The 19,774-nt window shown below is 53.2% G+C and carries 16 protein-coding genes; 5 read left to right on the top strand and 11 right to left on the bottom strand.

The genetic code is table 11. The features are described 5' to 3' along the window. Positions 1-103 precede the first annotated feature (103 nt). Entirely contained in the window at positions 104-511 is a 408-nt protein-coding gene (locus tag COO92_RS17630) for a hypothetical protein (protein WP_101304283.1), read from the bottom strand. A gap of 3 nt (positions 512-514) precedes the next feature. After that, complete coding sequence (locus COO92_RS17625; protein ID WP_101304281.1) at positions 515-2,044, bottom strand: NAD-dependent succinate-semialdehyde dehydrogenase; 1,530 nt, start codon at positions 2,042-2,044, stop codon at positions 515-517. Positions 2,045-2,241: 197 nt separating this feature from the next. Here COO92_RS17625 and COO92_RS17620 point away from each other — a divergent pair, with 197 nt between their 5' ends. Next, complete coding sequence (locus COO92_RS17620) at positions 2,242-2,706, top strand: c-type cytochrome (RefSeq protein WP_101304279.1); 465 nt, start codon at positions 2,242-2,244, stop codon at positions 2,704-2,706. Between the two features lie 144 nt (positions 2,707-2,850). Here the strand turns inward: COO92_RS17620 and COO92_RS17615 are convergent, their stop codons facing one another. The 7 genes from COO92_RS17615 to COO92_RS17585 all read right to left on the bottom strand — a co-directional run bounded on the left by COO92_RS17615 (position 2,851) and on the right by COO92_RS17585 (position 10,666). Further along, positions 2,851-3,774, bottom strand: a complete 924-nt coding sequence (locus tag COO92_RS17615) for an ArsR/SmtB family transcription factor (RefSeq protein WP_101304277.1) — start codon at positions 3,772-3,774, stop codon at positions 2,851-2,853. Positions 3,775-3,836: 62 nt separating this feature from the next. Continuing rightward, positions 3,837-4,661: a carbohydrate ABC transporter permease gene (locus COO92_RS17610; RefSeq protein WP_101304275.1), complete on the bottom strand. Its 825-nt coding sequence runs from the start codon at positions 4,659-4,661 to the stop codon at positions 3,837-3,839. Continuing rightward, the gene (locus tag COO92_RS17605) at positions 4,661-5,557 is read right to left on the bottom strand and encodes a carbohydrate ABC transporter permease (protein ID WP_240626497.1); all 897 of its coding nucleotides are present in this window, start codon (positions 5,555-5,557) and stop codon (positions 4,661-4,663) included. Before COO92_RS17605 ends, COO92_RS17610 begins: the two co-directional genes overlap by 1 nt. 89 nt (positions 5,558-5,646) lie before the next feature. Continuing rightward, positions 5,647-6,918, bottom strand: a complete 1,272-nt coding sequence (locus COO92_RS17600; RefSeq protein WP_101304271.1) for an ABC transporter substrate-binding protein — start codon at positions 6,916-6,918, stop codon at positions 5,647-5,649. 104 nt (positions 6,919-7,022) lie between these two features. Then, positions 7,023-8,120, bottom strand: a complete 1,098-nt coding sequence (locus COO92_RS17595; protein ID WP_101304269.1) for an ABC transporter ATP-binding protein — start codon at positions 8,118-8,120, stop codon at positions 7,023-7,025. Between the two features lie 75 nt (positions 8,121-8,195). Beyond that, a complete protein-coding gene (gene arfA, locus COO92_RS17590) occupies positions 8,196-9,716 on the bottom strand; it encodes an arabinosylfuranosidase ArfA (protein ID WP_101304267.1) in 1,521 nt (506 codons plus the stop codon). A 221-nt stretch (positions 9,717-9,937) separates the two neighbouring features. Next, on the bottom strand, positions 9,938-10,666 hold the full coding sequence (locus COO92_RS17585) for a cytochrome b/b6 domain-containing protein (RefSeq protein WP_101304265.1): 729 nt from the start codon (positions 10,664-10,666) through the stop codon (positions 9,938-9,940). Between the two features lie 302 nt (positions 10,667-10,968). Between COO92_RS17585 and COO92_RS17580 the strand changes: the two genes are divergently transcribed. The 4 genes from COO92_RS17580 (at position 10,969) to COO92_RS17565 (ending at position 16,184) form a co-directional block, all read left to right on the top strand. Next, the gene (locus COO92_RS17580) at positions 10,969-12,237 is read left to right on the top strand and encodes an imelysin family protein (protein WP_101304263.1); all 1,269 of its coding nucleotides are present in this window, start codon (positions 10,969-10,971) and stop codon (positions 12,235-12,237) included. Positions 12,238-12,337: 100 nt separating this feature from the next. Then, the gene (locus tag COO92_RS17575) at positions 12,338-13,801 is read left to right on the top strand and encodes a di-heme oxidoreductase family protein (RefSeq protein ID WP_101304261.1); all 1,464 of its coding nucleotides are present in this window, start codon (positions 12,338-12,340) and stop codon (positions 13,799-13,801) included. Between the two features lie 56 nt (positions 13,802-13,857). Beyond that, a complete protein-coding gene (locus tag COO92_RS17570) occupies positions 13,858-14,988 on the top strand; it encodes an imelysin family protein (RefSeq protein WP_101304259.1) in 1,131 nt (376 codons plus the stop codon). A gap of 59 nt (positions 14,989-15,047) precedes the next feature. Continuing rightward, entirely contained in the window at positions 15,048-16,184 is a 1,137-nt protein-coding gene (locus COO92_RS17565; RefSeq protein ID WP_101304257.1) for a DUF1513 domain-containing protein, read from the top strand. Between the two features lie 383 nt (positions 16,185-16,567). Here the strand turns inward: COO92_RS17565 and COO92_RS17560 are convergent, their stop codons facing one another. Next, positions 16,568-18,973, bottom strand: a complete 2,406-nt coding sequence (locus tag COO92_RS17560) for a heavy metal translocating P-type ATPase (RefSeq protein WP_101304255.1) — start codon at positions 18,971-18,973, stop codon at positions 16,568-16,570. Positions 18,974-19,160: 187 nt separating this feature from the next. Next, positions 19,161-19,619, bottom strand: a complete 459-nt coding sequence (locus tag COO92_RS17555; RefSeq protein ID WP_101304253.1) for an ArsR/SmtB family transcription factor — start codon at positions 19,617-19,619, stop codon at positions 19,161-19,163. Between the last annotated feature and the right edge of the window lie 155 nt (positions 19,620-19,774).

Below are 19,774 nucleotides of genomic sequence, written 5' to 3'. Positions count from 1 at the left end.
TTTCAAAAGCATCACGCGCTATTCGCGCTTGGGTTTCGCGTTTCATTTCGTTGAACCCGATGTACGCCTGTTTGTTGATCCCTACGAGAAGAGTTTTCTCAGCTCACCCATGCATTTGACGCATATCATGAAACATTATCGACACATTTTCATCATGCGCCTGACGCATGATTGTCTCATGACAAATAACATGCTCGATTTGCTGCATTTTTCCCATGCCATCCAGTAAAGGCTGGGGAACAAACTTGTTAAAGTTCCAAATTACCCCGGCCTTCAAAGGTCTCATGGCCTGTAAGCGCAGAAGAAAACGACAGGGATAGTGCTTTGCGGCATACGGTTTTTTGGCAACAGGTGCTAAAAACCACCCAGATATTCTACTGGAGTCCTTCTGCACAATTTTGCATGGCTTGGTTCGGGCATAAAAAACGGCAATAGCATCCTCTGCTATTGCCGTTTTGCGATCTTTAAAATCGATCCTGCTGGTCAACCCGACCGATATTGGGATATTCAATTCTCAACCGATGGCGTAGTTGAGATATTTGGGTTCCAGATATTCTTCGAGTCCCCAATGTCCACCCTCGCGGCCCTGTCCACTTTCCTTAACGCCGCCAAACGGCGCGCCTTCGTGGCTGGTGGTGCCGTCATTGATCCCGACGACGCCCGCTTCGAGACGATCAGCAATCCGTTGAATACGTCCGACGTCCCGGCTGTAGACATATGACGACAGTCCGGTACGCACCCGGTTCGCAAGGGTGATTGCCTCATCCTCGGTCTCAAACCGATAAATGGGCGCAACCGGCGCAAACAGTTCCTCGTCAAAGCAATCGGCATCAAGCGGCACGTCTGTCATCACCAAGGGCCGTGTGAAGTGACCATCCGCAGGAAGCTCTGCCCCGTAGTGCAGGGTCGCCCCGGCCTTTTGAGCATTTTGGACCAGTCGTTCGACCTTTGCCACCGCCTGACGGTTGATCAACGGGCCAAGCTCCATCCCCGGGATAAAGCCATTGCCGATGGTCTGGGTGTTGCTTGCGGCAATGAATTTTTCGACAAAGGCATCATAAACGCCATCCTGAACAAAGATGCGATTGGCACAGACACAGGTCTGGCCGCTGTTGCGGAATTTCGAAATCATTGCCCCGGCGACCGCGACATCAATGTCAGCATCATCCATCACGATGAACGGCGCATTGCCACCAAGTTCGAGCGACAGCTTTTTCATGGTGGGTGCACATTGCGCCATCAGGCGTTTGCCAACCTCGGTCGAGCCGGTAAAGGATAACATGCGCACCCGTTCATCGCCGGTCAGAGCCTCGCCAATCGGTTGGGGCAAGCCGGTCACAACGTTAAACACCCCGGGTGGGAATCCTGCCTGATGGGCAAGTTTGGCCGCGGCCAATGCTGAAAGCGGGGTATCTTCGGCCGGTTTGACAACGACGGTACATCCCGCGGCCAGTGCCGGGGCACATTTGCGCACCACCATGGTCAGCGGGAAATTCCACGGCGTGATGGCGGCAACGACCCCCACCGCATGTTTTTGAACCACAACCCGACGATCCCGCTGGGTGGCGGGCATGGTTTGGCCGTAGGCGCGCTTGGCTTCTTCGCTGTACCATTCGGCATAGGCGATGGCACCGACGACTTCGCGCATTGCCTGATCATAGGGTTTGCCTTGTTCAAGCGTAATCAGGGATGCCAGTTCTTCCTGATGGGTTTCGAGCAGGTCGCGCCAGCGGCGCAATATCGCCGCCCGGTCCTTTGCCAGCCGGGTTGACCATGCCGGAAACGCCTCAGACGCCGCATCAATTGCCCGGCGCGCCTCGGATGTGCGCATGAACGGAACACCGCCAATCACATCGCCCTTGGCCGGATCAATCACATCAAGCTTTTCACGGCTGTCTGCTTCGCGCCATTCCCCATTGATATAGGCGCGCGTCAAATCCCAATCACGAATGACAGCACGTGCGCGTGCGCGGCCTTCGCGAATGGCGGTTTCGTTGGCATTTGACGGGGTACCATCGGCAGATTTGGGGGCGACAGAAGACATTCGGGGCAGTTCCTTTGAACGCACGCGTTGAAAAAAGTCGTCGATTTCACGCGCTTGTGATTCCAGTTTTTGGGGCACAACTGGGACACTAAGCCGACCGGCAGTCCAGAAGCAACAAGATGCTTGCTTTATAGATAACAATAGAAGGCCTGTCTGGTGATCAGAGAGACATGCAAAACCAACGTAGAGAGAACCCCATGAAGCACCTTGTTACTGCAGGCCTGCTCGGCGCGATGATCGCGGCAGGGTCCGTTATGCCGATGGCAGCCAACGCTGACGAGATGATGGATAACGAAACCGTTGAAACCCGGCAAATGCTGATGGATGGCATTGGCGGTGCGATGGGCACACTTGGCTGCTATTTAAAGGGACAGTGCGACCTTCCCGATCCGGTCGTGCGCAACCTTGCAAATGGTATCGCCTTTGCCGCCACGGCAGCACCAAATGCGTTTGAGCCCAAAACCATGGATGCATCGGTCAAAACCACGGCAGATGAAAAAATCTGGTCTGACTGGGATGGCTTTGCCAACCGCTTCCCCGAGCTTAAGAAAGCTGCATTGGCAATGGCATCTGTTGCCGGTGACAAAGCGGCCATGGGGGCTGCTATGGGTGACCTTGGCAAAAACTGCAAAGGCTGCCACGACGAATATCGTACGAAGTAAGAAAAGTTAGGCTCCCCCTTCCTTGGGCGAGCACCCCGGTCAGTAATTTCATCTCCCTCTGCTGTCCCCCAACAGCATCAAGGAAATTCTGACCGGGGAATTTTTTCGATGGTGACCTTCGGACCAGCCAGATGCCTTGGATAATTAAAAATGCAAGGTCATGGTGATGTCCTGATCATGGTCGCCAAAACCGCGCCCAAAGATATTGACCCCACCGGGGTTCTCAGCATTTTCATCGACGCCAATCCTGAAGCGGACCGAGTGATGGTCCATAATTTCAAGTGTATTGATGGTCTGTGCGGAAATCTTTTTCCCATCGACCCAGGTGCCGTTTTCATCAATGACCCACGTTTTGAGCTGCCCGTACTGGGAGCCTTCAAGTTTCCACCAGCCAGGTGAATACAGGCCGCGTCGATCCCCAAAATCACCCGGTGATGTCCATGTGCCAACATTGAATCCGTTAATCCAGACGGAAATGTCCGATGGCCATTCGCTGTTGGTTTCAGGTGTTTCAGAACTCAGCTCGGCGGTAATTTCCAATCGTTTGGGTTGCCGTCCGGTCACCATCGCATTGTTGGGAAACTTGTATTCAACATGGCCGCGGGTAAACCAAAGAAGGGCTGCCTGCATGCGTTGGGGATCAAGGAAAACATTGGGCACATCAAGAACACCCACAACCCGTTCGACCGAACACATCCCGCAAGGTGCACCGACATCAAATTCGGTAAACAGACCAATCGGCATGCTGACAACAACCCGGTCATTATCCGAGGTGTTCTTGTCATCATCAAACCGAATATAGATTTCCCCATAGGCCGCCGAGCAAATTTTTTGATTGCCCTTTTTGGCCTTCATCGTCTGGGTTTCAACCAAGCCCGCCTTTTCAAGCGTCTTGATATTGGTTGCCACAGTAGATTGCGGCAAGCCCATCTTCTCGGCGATTTCATTAACGTTCTGCGGGCCGTTTTTGCGCAGCAGATACAGGATATCGATCCGTGTCTTGGACGCCAGCCCCTGAACGATATTTGCATCCTTGACCGGATCGACCGTCAGTAATTTTGTCTGCATGACTTTTTATTGTTCCCTGAAGGTTTCCCTAATCCCTGCCCTTAGAGCATCTTGACATAAACCTAGCCCTTGATACCAGATGACAACATGATTGCCTGTGTCACGCGGCGCTGAAAAACAAGATAGGCAATGGCAACCGGCATCGCCGCCATGACGGCGATTGCCATGTCACGCGCATATTTCACGCCAAAGGCATCACCGACCTGTGTGATACCAACCGTAATTGTCATCATTTCCTCGGACGTGATGACCAAAAACGGCCACAGGAAATTGTTCCAGGACATAATAAAGGTGATGATCGACAGAGCCGCGGTAATCCCCCAGTTCAAGGGTAGATAAAGCTTGAACAGGATCTGAAATTCGCTGCAACCGTCAAGCTTGGCTGCCTCGCGCAATTCACGCGGCACAGAGTCAAAGAACTGCTTATAGACAATCACCACCACGGGAATGATCACTTGGGGCAGGATAATCCCGGCCCAACTATCGACCATGCCGAACTTGTGCATCAGGATGAACTGTGACACGACAAGCGCTTGCGATGGCACCATGAAACTTGCCAGCACAATCAGGAACAAAGCCCGGCGTCCGGGAAACACAAGTTGTGACAAGGCATAGCCACACATCATGCTGATTACGATGACAATCAGGGTAATCAGAACAGACGTCCCGATCGAATTGATATACCAGCGGACGATATTTGTTTCGAGCAAGGCAAACACATATGCCGAAATATCAAGGGTTTCTGGCAAAAACGTCGTACCCGCCACAACTTCGGACTCAGGCTTGATTGATGTAACGATTGCCCAATAAAGTGGGAACGCCCACGCACATGCCGCAATCACAGTAAAGACAAGCAGCAAGACATTGCCGGTTTTGATCTGTCCCATCACGATTTCCCCCGCGCCTTAAGCAGTTGATACTGCAATATCGATACAGCAACGATCAGAACAAAAAGCGCCACCGCCACTGCGGACGCATAGCCCCCCTGATTACGGCCGAAGGCCTCGCGGTAGACAAGCTGCAGCAGCACATAAGTTGAATTGAACGGCCCGCCTTGCGTCATCAGATAAATCTGATCAAAGATCTTAAGTTGCATGATCAGCTGCAAGGTTAAAACAAGTGCCGTCACCGGCCACAGCAACGGCCAGGTAATCCGTCGAAATTGCTGCATGCGGGTGGCACCATCAAGGGATGCCGCCTCATAATAATCTGTCGGGATATTACGAAGGGCGGATATGAACAAAAGCACATTAAAGCCGTTGGTCCACCATATCGTAATCAGCGCAACCATTGGCATGGCCCAAAGCGGATCACGAAACACACTGATGCGTTTTCCCGTCACAGCTTCAATAAGCGGCTGTGCCACGCCAAATTGTTGATCAAGAACCCACTGCCAAATTTGGGTCACCACAGTCACCGGAAGGATATAGGGCATGAAAAACAAGATAAGGATACCGGCCTGAACCATGCCGTTCAGCCGCACAATCATCATCGCAATGCCAAGACCGATCAGGGTGTTGGGCACGACCGTCAACCCAACGAAATAAAGCGTGTTATACACCGACGTATAGAACAACTTGTGCTGGAACATCCGGACATAGTTTTCAAGTCCCACCCAATCGCCTTCTCCGATCAAAGGAGCATCGGTGAAACTCATCGCGAACATTTTATAGACCGGATAAGCAAACACCACGAGATAGCACACAATAAACGGTGCGATCAGCAGGATTGCCGTCAGTGTCTTGTTATTCTTGGACTTTGGCCGCATCGGTAGCCACCCCATCTCGAAACTTCTAGCATTACAGAAACTCATCGTTGAAAAACGATGGCCGGCAGTAGGGAGGCATGCCGACCATCGATCCTCACGCGTGATCAGTTCATATTCGCGTTTTTCAATTCATCGCGAACCATTTCAAGTGCCTCTTCTGGGTCAAGCTGCCCGTTCAATGCTGGTACAATGAAGTTCTGGGTCGCCTCATAGATCGGCCCTGCAACACCTGCGATGGGTGATTGCGGATCAAAGACCGCCGTATCAGCCAACGAGGAATAGGTCGCATTCGGCTCCATTTCCTTAAACTCCGTGCTTTGTGCGACGGGTTTGTATGCCGGAATGTGACCAGCTTCGGCCCATGCCAGACTATGGTCATTCAGCCATGCAATGATCTCAAGCACGGCTTTGACCTTTTCCGGGGAAACCGGGTTTTCTTCGCTGTTGGGAATGGCAAAGGCGTGTGAGTCAGCCCAGGTTGCCGGTTTGCCCATCAATACCGGGATTTGTACGGCACCCCATTCAAAGCCGAGATCACCGCTTGCGGCGAGATCCTTCATTGTCGGAACTTCCCATACACCATTGATGTGCATGGCAGCCCGCCCGGAGGTGAACAGCGCAATCGATGCTTCGTATGAAATCAGTTCCGGTGAATATCCCGACGAAACCCAGTTGGTCATGGCTTTGAGCGCCTTGAGGCCTTCGTCACCAGGCAGGATTTCATCGCCGTCCATGAACTTGCCGCCTTGCTGGGACAGCAGCGTGTAGAAGACGCGCCACATTGAACCGCCTTCATCGGTATGCAGCGACAGCGGAATTTCCGAACCGGATTCTTTGAGCTTTGCAAGGGCGGCGTTGAAGTTTTCAAGCCCTTCAAGTCCTTTGGGCTTGCCATCATCACCCAGCAACCCAGCCTTTGCCAGCGCATCCTTGTTGTAATAAAGGACGATGGAATGAATATCGAACGGGATGCCATAAAGCTTGTCATCGACTTTTGCCGCATCGAAACTTGATTCGAAATAATCATCTGCGGACAAACCGGCCTCGGACAGCTCAGCGTCGGTGATCGGGCGCAAGACACCTTGTGGCACCGCAAGCGGGAAGCGCGACAGGTGATAAGTCATGATATCGGGCTGTTGACCGACTGCTGTTGCGGTTTGAACTTTGGTATAGAACGGTGTGCCCCATTCCAGTGTCGTTGCATTGATCTGAATATCGGGGTGGGTTTCGTTGAATTCCTTGATCAGGGCCTTCATACGGACCCCGTCCCCGCCTGCAAGAAAGTCCCACCACGTAATATCGGTTTTGGCAGAGGCGCTAAAAGCACTGCCGAACAATACCGCAGCGGAAAGTGCTGCCTTGATAGCTGTTTTCACGACGTTTCCTCCTTGATAACCGGCATTTGGGCCGGTTGGTTTGAGCCCGTATCACGGTTGTATTTTTTTATGTTTCCGGACCGGGCAGACTCTTTCGGGGTGGCCTAACGCAGGCGTGCCCCATCGGCATCGAACAGGAAAAGATCACGCACAGGTAACGTGACCTGCAGGTCTTCCTGATCAATGCGGTTGCGTTCCGAACGACGTTCGATGGTGACGCGAACACCGTCCTTGGTCTGGGTATGGATGTAACTGACCCCACCCAGTTCTTCAGTAAATTCGGGTTTGAGCAATACGGTCGGTCCGACCGTCTCATCATGTTCAAGTCCGATGTTTTCGGGGCGAATGCCAACTGTGACCGCATCACCTGCGTTGAGTGTTGCCGATCCACTTGTGATATCGAATGTCGTGTTTGGGGCATCATCAAGCGTGATGGTGATCTTGCCATCTACGCGGGGTTCATTGACGATCCCCTTTAGGAAGTTCATTTTCGGCGAACCGATGAAGCCCGCGACGAACTGATTATCGGGATTGTCATAAAGATCGAGTGGCGAGCCGATCTGTTGCACTGAACCGGATTTAAGCACCACGATCTTATCGGCCAATGTCATGGCTTCGACCTGATCATGGGTCACATAGATCATCGTCGCCCCGATTTGATTGTGCAGACGTGCGATTTCCATACGCATCTGAACACGCAGTTCGGCATCCAGATTGGAAAGCGGTTCATCAAACAGGAAGACTTTTGGTTGCCGCACAATCGCCCGACCAATTGCAACACGCTGACGCTGCCCGCCCGAAAGCTGCGATGGTTTCCGGTCAAGATGGTCTTCAAGCTGAAGGATGCGTGCAGCCTCATCGACCTTTTGCTTTATTTCGTCTTTGGGGCGGCGCGCGATCTGCATGCTAAACGCCATGTTGTCAAAGACGCTCAGATGCGGATAAAGCGCATAAGACTGAAACACCATTGAAACGCCACGCTTGGCCGCTTCGAGATGGGTGACATCGACGCCTTCGATGTCGATTGTGCCCCCTGTGGTTTCCTCCAGCCCGGCAATCATTCGCAACAATGTGGATTTGCCACATCCCGACGGCCCGACAAAGACAACGAACTCACCCTGCTCGACCTTGATATTGACGTCATGAATGACATCGATCGGGCCATAGGCCTTTTTTATATTACTGAGCGAAACACCCGACATTTCCACTGTCCTCCCGGAAAACTGTTCCCAATGCAGTCTGGACCAGCCCGCATAAAGCGGGCCGGTCACAGCACATCAGGCCGATGCATCAACGGAAATGCGGATCAGGTGATAGGACAGTGGTTTGAGCGCTCCAACCAACTTGCCATCTTGAAGTGCAACTCCACTGCCTTTCTTGGGCGTCACGGTTGCGGGCGCATCAATCGTATTGCGGTCGTCAAGCTTAAAGCCCGACAGCTCGGAGTGTTCGATCACGGACGCTGCACCAAACCCTTCAAGGGCCATATCAAGCGTTAGGTCATCGTCCAAATGGCGGTTGATCAGGAAGATATTAAGCGATTTTCCGTCCTCTGCCAGCACAGCCGAGGTATCAAGATATGGCACATCCTGAGACACATCACAGTCATAGGTCGGTCCATCAACACTGACATTAAGTGCCGTTCCGCGACCGTATTTTGACGCAAATTGCAGTGGATAGTAGATCGTCTGTGCCCATGCCGGTCCGCCTTCGCGGGTCAGGATCGGGGCAATCACATTCACAAGTTGGGCCATGCAGGCAATCTTGACGCGATCGGCGCGACGGATAAAGACGTTGAGAAGGCTGGCAACCAAAAGAGCATCTTCAAAATTGTAGACTTCTTCCAGCAGTGCCGGGGCGACCGGCCAGTCCCATTCTTTGATGCGCTGATCATCTTCCTTGCGGTTGTGATACCAGACATTCCATTCATCAAAGCAGATTTTGACGTCCTTTTTCGACCGCTTCTTGGCCTTGATATAGTCAATCACGCCACCGATGGTCACGATGTAACGATCCAGCTCCATCGCGCGGCCGAAATAGTTCAACGTGTCCTGTTCCTCATTGCCAAAATACTTGTGCAACGAAATGTAATCGACACTGTCATAGCTTTCTTCAAGGACCGTTGCTTCCCATTCTGGATAGGTTTGCATCTTGTCGTTTGAGGACCCGCAAACGATGGTTTCAAGCGATTGGTCAAAATACTTAAACGCCTTGGAAACTTCGTTCGCCAAATGGCCGTAATCGCGCGCGGTCTTGTGACCAACCTGCCAAGGGCCATCCATTTCATTGCCCAGACACCAGATGCGTACATCATGTGGATCGGCATAGCCGTGCGACTTGCGCAAATCCGACCAATAGGTTCCGCCCGGATGGTTACAATATTCAAGGAAGTTGCGCGCATCTTCCAGCCCACGTGACCCAAGGTTCATCGCCAGCATCATCTCGGTATTGGCGAGCTTGGCCCAATCGGCGAATTCATTCACGCCCATCTGGTTGGTTTCACGGGTTCGCCATGCCAGATCAAGACGCGTAGGACGTTCGTCACGCGGACCAATGCCATCTTCCCAGTTATAGGCCGAAACAAAATTCCCGCCGGGATAACGTACAATCGGCACATCCAGACCGCGCACCAGTTCCAGCGTGTCCTGACGAAAGCCGTTTTTATCCGCCGTTTCATGACCGGGTTCGTAAACGCCCGTGTATACAGCACGCCCCATATGTTCGAGAAACGAGCCATATACCCGCTTATCGACCGTTGCGATTGTGAAGTCCTTATGGATTGTAGCGCGTGCCCGCATGGCTGTTTCCTCACCTGTGTTTTGTTCTTTGGTGAGGTCAGACTAGGAAAGTGATTTTTTCACATCAAGTATTTTGTTTTATATCACAATTATGGGCACAAAAAATCCGGTATATATCCGTTTTTTGGTTTTCTTTGGTTTGAAATATCCGTTCGGTAAGTCAGTAACTTACCGCATTGCAACACATTTTTCAGATTAGTATGATGATATGATAAAATATTTTACCCACTTCGGGCAAGGGTTACAATTCCCCAGACAATAACACCACAAATAGCAAGAATCGCGATTCCCAGAACTGGTGATTTAAACCGGATGGTCTGGAAAGACGTTGCCAGTTCTGCTGGAACTTTCCGCACGCCGGTCACCATGGCACCAATCAGATTTTCGCGTTTGACGACAAGATAGAACAGGGCGGCAAAAACATGCAGGCCAACGGCGACGTAAATCAGATTGATATTGGTGTGATGGATCCAGTTCATGATGCGTGCAACATCGGAACTGGCATAGGCCACAAGCGGCCCGTCAAAGAACAGGAAGGTATCCTCGCTGGCAAAAAGCCCGCTGACCGCCTGAATACCGACCAGCACCAACAAAACCACCACCATCCAGCCCCCGGCCGGATTGTGTCCGGCATAGGTTAATTCCGCGACAGAGCCCTTGGGCACCTTCGATGCATAACCCAGAACCCGTTTTGGTCCGGTCAAGAAAGATGAAAACCGTGCGTTCGAGCTGCCGACAAATCCCCAGATGATGCGAAACAGCACCAACGCAAGAATGGTGTATCCGGCAATCGCATGAAGATCGATCATCACCTGCTGATTGGTCCACCATGACGTTATGATGGCGGCGACAAGCGCCCAATGGAACAACCGTACCGGAAAGTCCCAAAGCTTGACCTTTTTCTCAGCTGGCGTTTCGCCAGACTTGTCATCGGTTATCGGCTCAGCCATACGACCCTCTTTCATATACCGGCATTGAATGCATCGCGCGTGGACACTGTAATCATAATGCCGCGTTCCACCTTGATGAACAGTTCAAATCGAGGATTTGCCTTCAAAAACATTAAAAAATTCGACCTAAAGTCATTCTTCAATTGAAAATCATTATCACAAGCAGTATCAATTGGATGGAAGCATAGGGATCGAAGCACATCTTTGGCCGTGTAATTTTTTTATTGTGCACGTCATATGTGTCTTTGCGGTCCCCGGGGCTTTGCCCTTGGCTCACCTTTCAGGGATAGATGGGAACTCCGATGAAAATCGCTAAAATTCTGGGGACGGCCGTACTGGTTTCGACCCTTGGTGCGCAGGCTTATGCCGCACCGGCCGCAAAAGACGTTTTGACCACTTATGCCGACATTGCACATGCCGGCTATGAAGACTCGGTCATCACCGCAAAGAAACTGCAAACCGCCGTTAACACATTGATTGCCGATCCGTCCGCAACCAGTTTTGATGCAGCAAAATCGGCCTGGTTGGCAGCACGCGCCCCTTACCAGCAGACCGAAGTGTATCGTTTTGGCAATGCCATCGTTGATGACTGGGAAGGTAAAGTAAACGCGTGGCCGCTTGACGAAGGTCTGATCGACTATGTCGAAACCGACCTTTACGGCGAAGAAAGCGAAGAAAACCCGGCCTATGCCGCCAATGTCATCGCCAATCCGAGCCTGTCGATTTCCGGCGAGACGATTGACGCATCGATCATTGATACCGGCCTGATCGAAAGCCTGCATGAGATTGACGACGTCGAAAGCAACGTTGCAACCGGCTATCACGCGATTGAATTCCTGCTTTGGGGTCAGGACCTTCATGGTACCGACGCCGGAAATGGCGACCGTGAATGGACCGATTATGCCAAGGGTGACGACTGCACCAATGGCAATTGCGATCGTCGTGGCGCGTACCTTAAAGCCGCAACCGACCTGATGGTGTCGGATCTTGAATGGATGACCGCACAGTGGGCCGATGGTGGCGAAGCACGCGCAACCGTTCTTGAAGGCGACGGCGTTCCGGGCCTGACCGCAATGGTCACCGGCATGGGGTCGCTGTCTTATGGCGAACTGGGCGGCGAGCGCACCAAACTTGGTCTGTTGCTCCACGACCCGGAAGAAGAGCATGATTGCTTTTCGGACAACACCCATAACAGCCACTATTACGACGCGCTGGGCATCCAGAACGTTTACCTTGGCCGTTACACCCGCGTTGACGGATCCGTTGTCGAAGGTGCATCGCTTTCCGATCTGGTCGCAGCCAATGACGCGGCACTTGATACCGAACTGCGCGGCAAACTCGCAAGCTCGGTTCTGGCGGGTAAAGCCATGGTCACCCGTGCAGAAGGCGGTGAAGCGTTTGATCAGCTGATCGCAATGGGCAATGATGATGGCAATGCTGTTGTTCAGACCTTTGTTGATGCATTGGTCGATCAGACCAAATCAATCGAACAGATCATTGCGGCAGTTGGCATTGATGGTATCGAATTCGAAGGCTCCGACAGCCTCGACAATCCGACGGCTGTCAACTAAGCCTGATGTCCTGATACCTGCCTTTTACGGCACCAAGCGGCGGGGGAATGGTTTCTCCCGCCGCTTTGCTTTGTATAAGAACAAGAATTAGAACAGATATATGAAACGTCCCGTTTTAAACCATGCCCTTGCAATACTTCTTGGTCTTGCCTGCGGTGCAGCCAGCACGATGCCCTGTGACGCATTGGCGCAGCAAACCGGCGAGGATACCTTTCCGGGTGGTGCGACCACATGGCTCAAACCCGATGGGCGCAATGCCTTTACCCATTACTCGGCCAATATGGCCTTTGAAAAGCGGCTTGATTTCAAGCTTGGCGAAGCCCTTTTTCAAAGGCTTTGGGTGACCGCACCGACCCGCACCAAGGCAGCAGACGGTCTTGGCCCACTGTTTAACTCGCGCGCCTGTAACGGATGCCATATCCGCAATGGCCGGGGCCATCCGGTTGATGAAAATGATCCCGGTTCGGGGGCGACATCGATGTTGCTGCGCCTCTCGATCCCGCCACAGACACCCGATCAGTTGCGTGACCATTTGAATGGCAAGGTCGCCACCATTCCCGACCCGGTTTACGGCGGACAGTTTCAGGACTTTTCCGTTCCCGGCATCCCGGCCGAGGGACGGGTTACGGTTACCTATGAACCTGTGCCGGTTGTCCTTGAGGGTGGAGAGACCGTCACGTTGCGAAAGCCAAGTTATGGCATGACCGATTTGGCCTATGGCCCACTGCACCCCGATATCATGGTCTCCGCGCGCCTTGCCCCGCCGATAATCGGGTTGGGGCTGCTTGAAGCCATTGCAGATGAATCCCTGCTTGCCAAGGCCGACCCGCAAGATGCCGACGGGGATGGCATTTCAGGTCGGGTCAATTACGTCTGGGACTTTGCCAAGGACGACCTGACGATTGGGCGGTTTGGCTGGAAGGCAGGCATGCCGACCCTTGATCAACAAAACCAGAATGCGTTTCAGTTTGATATCGGGCTTTCCACTCCGCTTTATCCCAACGGGGCGGGCGATTGCACCGAGGCACAAACACTTTGTCGCAATGCGCCAAACGGCAACAGCCCGGAATTTGAGAACCTTGAAGCGCACAGCCAGATCACCGATCTTGTGCTGTATTACGCGCGCAACATTGCCCCGCCTGTGCGGATAAATGCCGGTGATGCGGACGTAATTGCCGGAAAAGACATCTTTAACGCCATTGGGTGTGCCGCGTGCCACACGCCACGCTATGAATTGCCCGAACGCGCTGATTTACCGGAACAATCCGGGCAGGTGATCTGGCCGTATAGTGACCTATTGCTCCATGATATGGGGGATGGATTGGCTGACCATCGACCAGAATCACAAGCATCGGGCCGTGAATGGCGCACCCCACCGCTTTGGGGGATTGGTCGCGCAAAGGAAATTGATGATCGTGCGCAGTTCCTGCATGATGGACGGGCAACAACCATTCTTGAAGCGATCCTCTGGCACGGGGGTGAGGCCACTGCGGCCCGTGACACGGTCACAAAATTGCCACCATCTGACCGCAGCAAACTGCTGGCGTTTCTTAAGTCACTCTAGGCCTGTATAAGTTTGTATAAGCCATGGAAATCACGTGAATATTCGGAAAAAGACACATGTCCTTACAATTCTGTTGGCGCACCACATGTTTGCTGACGACAGCCGCCGCATTGTTCATCAGTATTGCGGCCCCAAAGGCGCATGCCGATATTCCCGATGAAAACTATCAACTGATCCTTGAACATTTGCTGACGACGGTGATGCCGCCCAAACTTGATGCCTTGCACGGGGCAACATCGGATTTGGCCGACACGCTTGAGGATTTCTGTTCTGATCCCGATGAAGATGGTCTTGCCGATGCCCGTGGTGATTTTCACACTGCCATGGACATCTGGCAGGAAATTCAGCCATGGCGCATGGGGCCACTGGTGGCCAATGGTCGGGACCAGCACATTGAATATTGGCCCGACAAACATGGAACAGCCACACGCCAGTTCCGCAAATTGATGTTTAACAAGCCCGCCGCCTTTACCGATCCGGTCAAACTTTCCGAAGCCAGTGCTGCGTTACAGGGGTTCCCGGCCCTTGAAGAAGTTCTGTTTGATGACGCGCATAGCAACGCATTGACCTCCGCCAGCGAAGACGGCATTTTCCTGTGCCAATACGGATCGGCGATTGCCACCAATCTTGTCACCATCACCGATGAGTTGCGCGACGAATGGCCGGGCTTTGCCGAGGCCATGCGTAATGCCGGGCCAGATAGCATGGACTACCCGACAGCAAAATTTGCTGCCACCGACCTTTATCGTGCCCTGCACGAAGGGCTTTTGATCATATCGACCCAGAAACTTGGCCGTCCGTTGGGAGACGGTGAAAAAGACGCCAAAGCCAGCCGGGGTGAGAGCGAAACATCCAAGCGGTCGCTTCGCAACATTCACCATAACCTGATCGGGCTTCTTGCGATTTATGACGGAAAGTGGGGAGATGCAGGCGAAGAAGGTAAAGGGTTGGCCGCCCTGATTGACAGCAGCCTGCTGGACCGGTCGTTTCGCCTGAACTGGCAAACCGTGCAAGACACGCTTGCCGACCTGCCGCCATCACTTGCAGAACTTCTTGATCAGCCAGATGGCTATCAGAAACTGGTCGACCTTCAGGGCCAGATCGATTTTCTGACAACCCTTGTTGAAAACGATGTTGGCGGCAACACCAATCTTGGCGGCGGATTTAACGCCCTTGATGGTGATTGACGCCCCGTTGGATTTAATACATCTGGCGAACAGGGCATTCTTGGATTGGAGACACTGACATGAGACATCAACGGCGCGAGTTCTTAAAGCTCATGGGGGTTGGCGGGGCCTTTACCCTGTTGCCGCTTGATCTGGCGCGTGCAGCGACACCCGCAGTACAAGACCGGGCGACGTATATTTCGGCCAGTGCCGGTGATCATGATGACTATTATGTCAGCGCGTTTAATGCTGCGGGCAAAATCCTGTTTGAACAGCCCCTCCCCGGCCGTGGTCATGACCTTGGCCTGCGCCCCAACCATGTTGATGTGGCCGCAGTTGAGCGCCGCCCGGGGCTTTATGCGCTGATCCTTGACCGTCATACCGGGGATGTGCGGGCCAAACTGCATTGCCCGGAAGACCGACGGTTTTATGGGCATTCAATCTATTCCAACGACGGCCGGTTTCTGTATGTCAGTGAAAACGATTTTGCGCATCAGCGGGGTGTGATTTCTGTCTGGGATGCCAATGACGGCTATCGCCGGGTTGCGGAATTTGACAGCTATGGCATGGGACCGCATGAACTGCATCTGATGCCCGGTGGTGATCAGATTGCGGTTGCCAATGGCGGGTTACACACCCATCCCGATCAAGATGGGCGCACGCCACTTAACATTGCCACCATGGAACCGAACCTGTCGGTGATTGATCGCAAAACCGGTGAGCTTGTCCATCAGGCGTCGCTAAAACAGGATTGGCACCAGCTTTCCATTCGTCACATTGATGTCGCAACGAACGGCACGATTGCAGTTGGCTTCCAGTATCATGGTGGGTTAACCGACGAGGTTCCACTTGTCGGCACCTATAATCCGGGTAAGGAAATCCGGGCGATGGAAGCCCCCGATACGGTTCAGGTCCGCATGCGCCAATATTGCGGGTCGGTCCGGTTTGATGCATCCGGTCAGGTGTTTGGCATTTCCTGCCCGCGCGGTGGGATTGTAACGTTCTGGGATGCAAAAACATCTGACTTCCTGACCCATATTGCCGCGCCAGATGGCTGTGGCCTGTCGGCGACCGACCGTGCGGGCGAGTTCGTCAACACCAGTGGCCTTGGCAATGGTTGGCGGATGGATGCGATTCGCCGCAAACGGGTTGAACTACCTGACGATTCGCATAAAAGCCTGCGCTGGGACAATCATTTGCAGCGTATCGCGATTTGATGTCGCCATATCTCGGCATAAGATAACATCATAAAAAGCCGCACAAAACATAAGGTTTTCCATCGTTTTTCAGGCTGCACGGCCCGGAAAACCTTATGTTTACCGACTGCTTTTGTCGGGATATTTACATCATCGAATACTCAACTAAAACTTTTATGCAATTGATAACGATTTTCACTTGCGTCATAATTTTTCCTGCCATATAACAGGTCTCGACACAGCCCGCGAATGCAACCCATTCGCATTTTGTCCCCAAAATGGCTTGTCTCTCACCTACGGGTCCTCTCTCCCCGTAGGCCTCTCAAGGTGGTAAGCGGTGGTTATCGATGCGGGAAACGATAACCGCCGCTTTCTCCTTTTAGGGACAGAACAAAACTTCCTGATTATTTAGACCCACGCAGCGCCATCAACAGCCGAAGGCTATTGATCGTCACCAGCACAGTCGCCCCCGTATCGGCCAGAACCGCCAGCCACAGGCCCGTCAGGCCGGTAATGGATGTCACCAAGAAGACTGCTTTAAGACCCAAGGCAATCGTGATGTTTTCACGAATGACACGCCGTGCGGCACGTGACAGTTTCACCAGATTAACCACATCGCCAAGACGATCACGCACCGCCACCGCATCGGCGGCTTCAAGCGCGATGTCCGCCCCGCCACCGATCGCAATCCCGACATCGGCCGATTTCAGGGCCGGGGCATCATTGATACCGTCGCCCACCATCGCCACCGGACCGGATCGTTTCGGGTCATCACGCAAGTCGGCCAGAACATTCAGCTTATCCTCTGGCAGCAACTCCGCACGGTAGTCGATGCCAAGATCTGCGGCCATGCGTTTGGCAACGCGGGTGGCATCCCCGGTTAACATCACCGGGGTAATGTTAAGACTGTTAAGTTCGGCCAAGGCGGATTTGGCGTCGCTGCGCGCCGTATCACGCAGCGCCAATGCGCCAATAATCTGATTTTCTTTTAGAACAATGACGGCGGTACTGCCGTCTTCTTCTTGATCCGACAGCCATTTGGCGGTTTCCCCATCCGGGGTGACATCCAAACGTTTGGCCGCACCAACCCGATACAGCACACCATCAATCCGGCCTTCGACCCCTGCACCCGCGATGGTGCGGGCGTCTTCAATCACCGGCAGATCAAGATTACGGCTTTTGGCGGCGGCAACCACAGCACGGGCCAGTGGGTGGGATGTGACCGTTTCAAGGGCGGCTGCAATTGTCAGAACGCCGTTTTCGCCGTATCCGTCGGCGGTCTTGATCGCGGCCAGTTTTGGTTTGCCTTCGGTCAAGGTGCCGGTTTTATCAAATGCCATGGTGCGCACGGCCCCAATCAGCTCAAGCGCAGCACCCCCCTTAACCAGCAAACCAATTTTGGTGGCACGCGCCAGTGCGGAAGTCACCGCAGCCGGGGTTGAAATCACCAGCGCACAGGGGCACCCGATCAAAAGCAACGCCAACCCGCGATAAATCCATTCTTCCCACGCTTGCCCAAACAGAACCGGCGGGATGATCACGGTCAATGCCGCCAGCGCCATAATGATCGGGGTATAAATGCGGGCGAATTTGGCAACGAAGCGTTCAACAGGTGCCTTGTGCTTTTCGCTTTGTTCGACCAGTTCAATCACCCGGTCCAGCATCGTCTGGCCCGCGGCACGGGTGACACGAATTTGCACCGGACGGTCAGTGACAATCGCCCCGGCAAAGACTTCCGCGCCAACTTCGCTATAGACCGGGACTGACTCGCCCGTCAGGTGGCTGTTATCAATCTCGGCCACACCGTTATCAACAACACCATCAGCCGGGACACGTTCGCCCGGACGGACTTCGACAATATCCTCAAGGGCAAGGTCGCCCGGTGTGATGTCTTCAAAGCCACCTTGAACCACACGGCGCGCCTGTTCGGGTGTCAGCTTCATCAGGGATTTCACGCCCTTGCGCGCCTGCCCGGCAGCAACACCTTCAAGCCGTTCACCAATGGCAAACAGCACGACCACCATTCCGGCCTCAAGACTTTCGCCAATGGCAACCGCACCAAGGACCGCGACTGACATCAAAAGCTCGATCGAGAAAACCGCACCGCTTTGCGCCAGACGGAAGGCCTTTTTCATCACCGGCACAGCCGCAAGCACAGAGGCCACCGATATGGCATAGGGTGCGGTTGCCGGGATCACGGCACCAATAAGCCCACCGATCACAAGACAAAGCACCGCAAAGGCAATTTCGTCATTTTCCGAGGACCAAGGTGCCAAACGGCGCAGCAGGCTTTGACCTGTTGCATCACCATACGCATCCACATTTGTCGGGGCATCCGTGTTTTCTTTCGCCGTGCAGCAGCTTTTGGCCGCCGAAGCCTTATCGCCCTTGGTCGATTTTTCCTGTGCCGGGTAGCCAAGCTTATTCAAGGTTTGGGTCACCGTGTTACGCGTTTCAGGCTCCCCGTCGTCAAGACCAAGTGTGACGGTTTCGCGCATCATCGAAACATCAACGCAGGTAACACCGGCGGTTTTACCCAAGGCAGTTTCGATCTTTGACACACAGGACCCGCAATCCATGCCCGATACCTGCCAGTGATAATGCGATACATGCTTGGTATGTGTGCTGAGAACATCGTTGGCAACGACCGACTCATCGGCATCAAGGGGATTCTGTGACTTTACGCCCTGCCCATCGCTTTCAAATTGTTGATTGGGCAAGGCCGTACGCAAGGCATCAACAAGTGCCGTTTGGCACTGTGCGCAATTTCCAATCGCCGGAACATCTTCCCATTTCGCGATGAAAGACATTTGTTACCTCACAAAGATCAAACTTTCATTCATATGTTATATTCAAAATATGATTCATATATTGATCTGTCAAGGACATTCAAACAGAAATTTGAATGTTCTGATCTGACACGCCAAACAGTGCCACCCACCGAAAGGGTGACAGGCAAAACAATCCTAAGATCAAACCAGAAGTCTGTGTCGCAGATCAGTCGTGGGTCACGTGCGCAAAAACATCGCGCACCACGCGCGAGATATGCTCATCATCGATCTGATAGAAAATATGCCGACCACGGCGCTCGGATGCGAGAACCCGTTGATCACGCAAATGGCGCAAATGATGGCTGCACAGCGATTGCGACATATTGGTTGCGTCGGCCAGTTCGCCAACGGTCTGGGGCTTTTCAATGCAGCGCAGAACAAGCTGCAAACGCCCGGCATCACCTAACAACGAAAAGATTTTCGCCGCCGCTTCAATATGCGGCAAGGATAAATCCGTTCCCATGGCCCGCGACGCATCGCGCGTGACAGCGGCCCCCTGCTCGGTACTCAGGCCAAGACGGGCAGCGGTATCGCATTCATCACAATTTACATCCGCGCCATCTTTTGTGGTCGCAGACGTAGGTGCAGCATCGGATTTACGGGGTGCGGCTTTGCTTTCTGACATACCCCTATTTTCCACGTCCATCCCCAGGTGGCAAGGGGAACGATACAGCAAGACAAAAAATTGCGGCCCAAGAATAGCCGATTTGAAATACCTGTTTTCCACGGCAGCACGCCATTCAACGAGTATTTCTTGGCATCTATAAATTGGTCTCCCAA

Source organism: Thalassospira lohafexi (assembly GCF_002844275.1).
Classification (GTDB): Bacteria; Pseudomonadota; Alphaproteobacteria; order Rhodospirillales; family Thalassospiraceae; genus Thalassospira; species Thalassospira lohafexi.
This window is presented reverse-complemented; position numbering and strand designations above follow the sequence as displayed.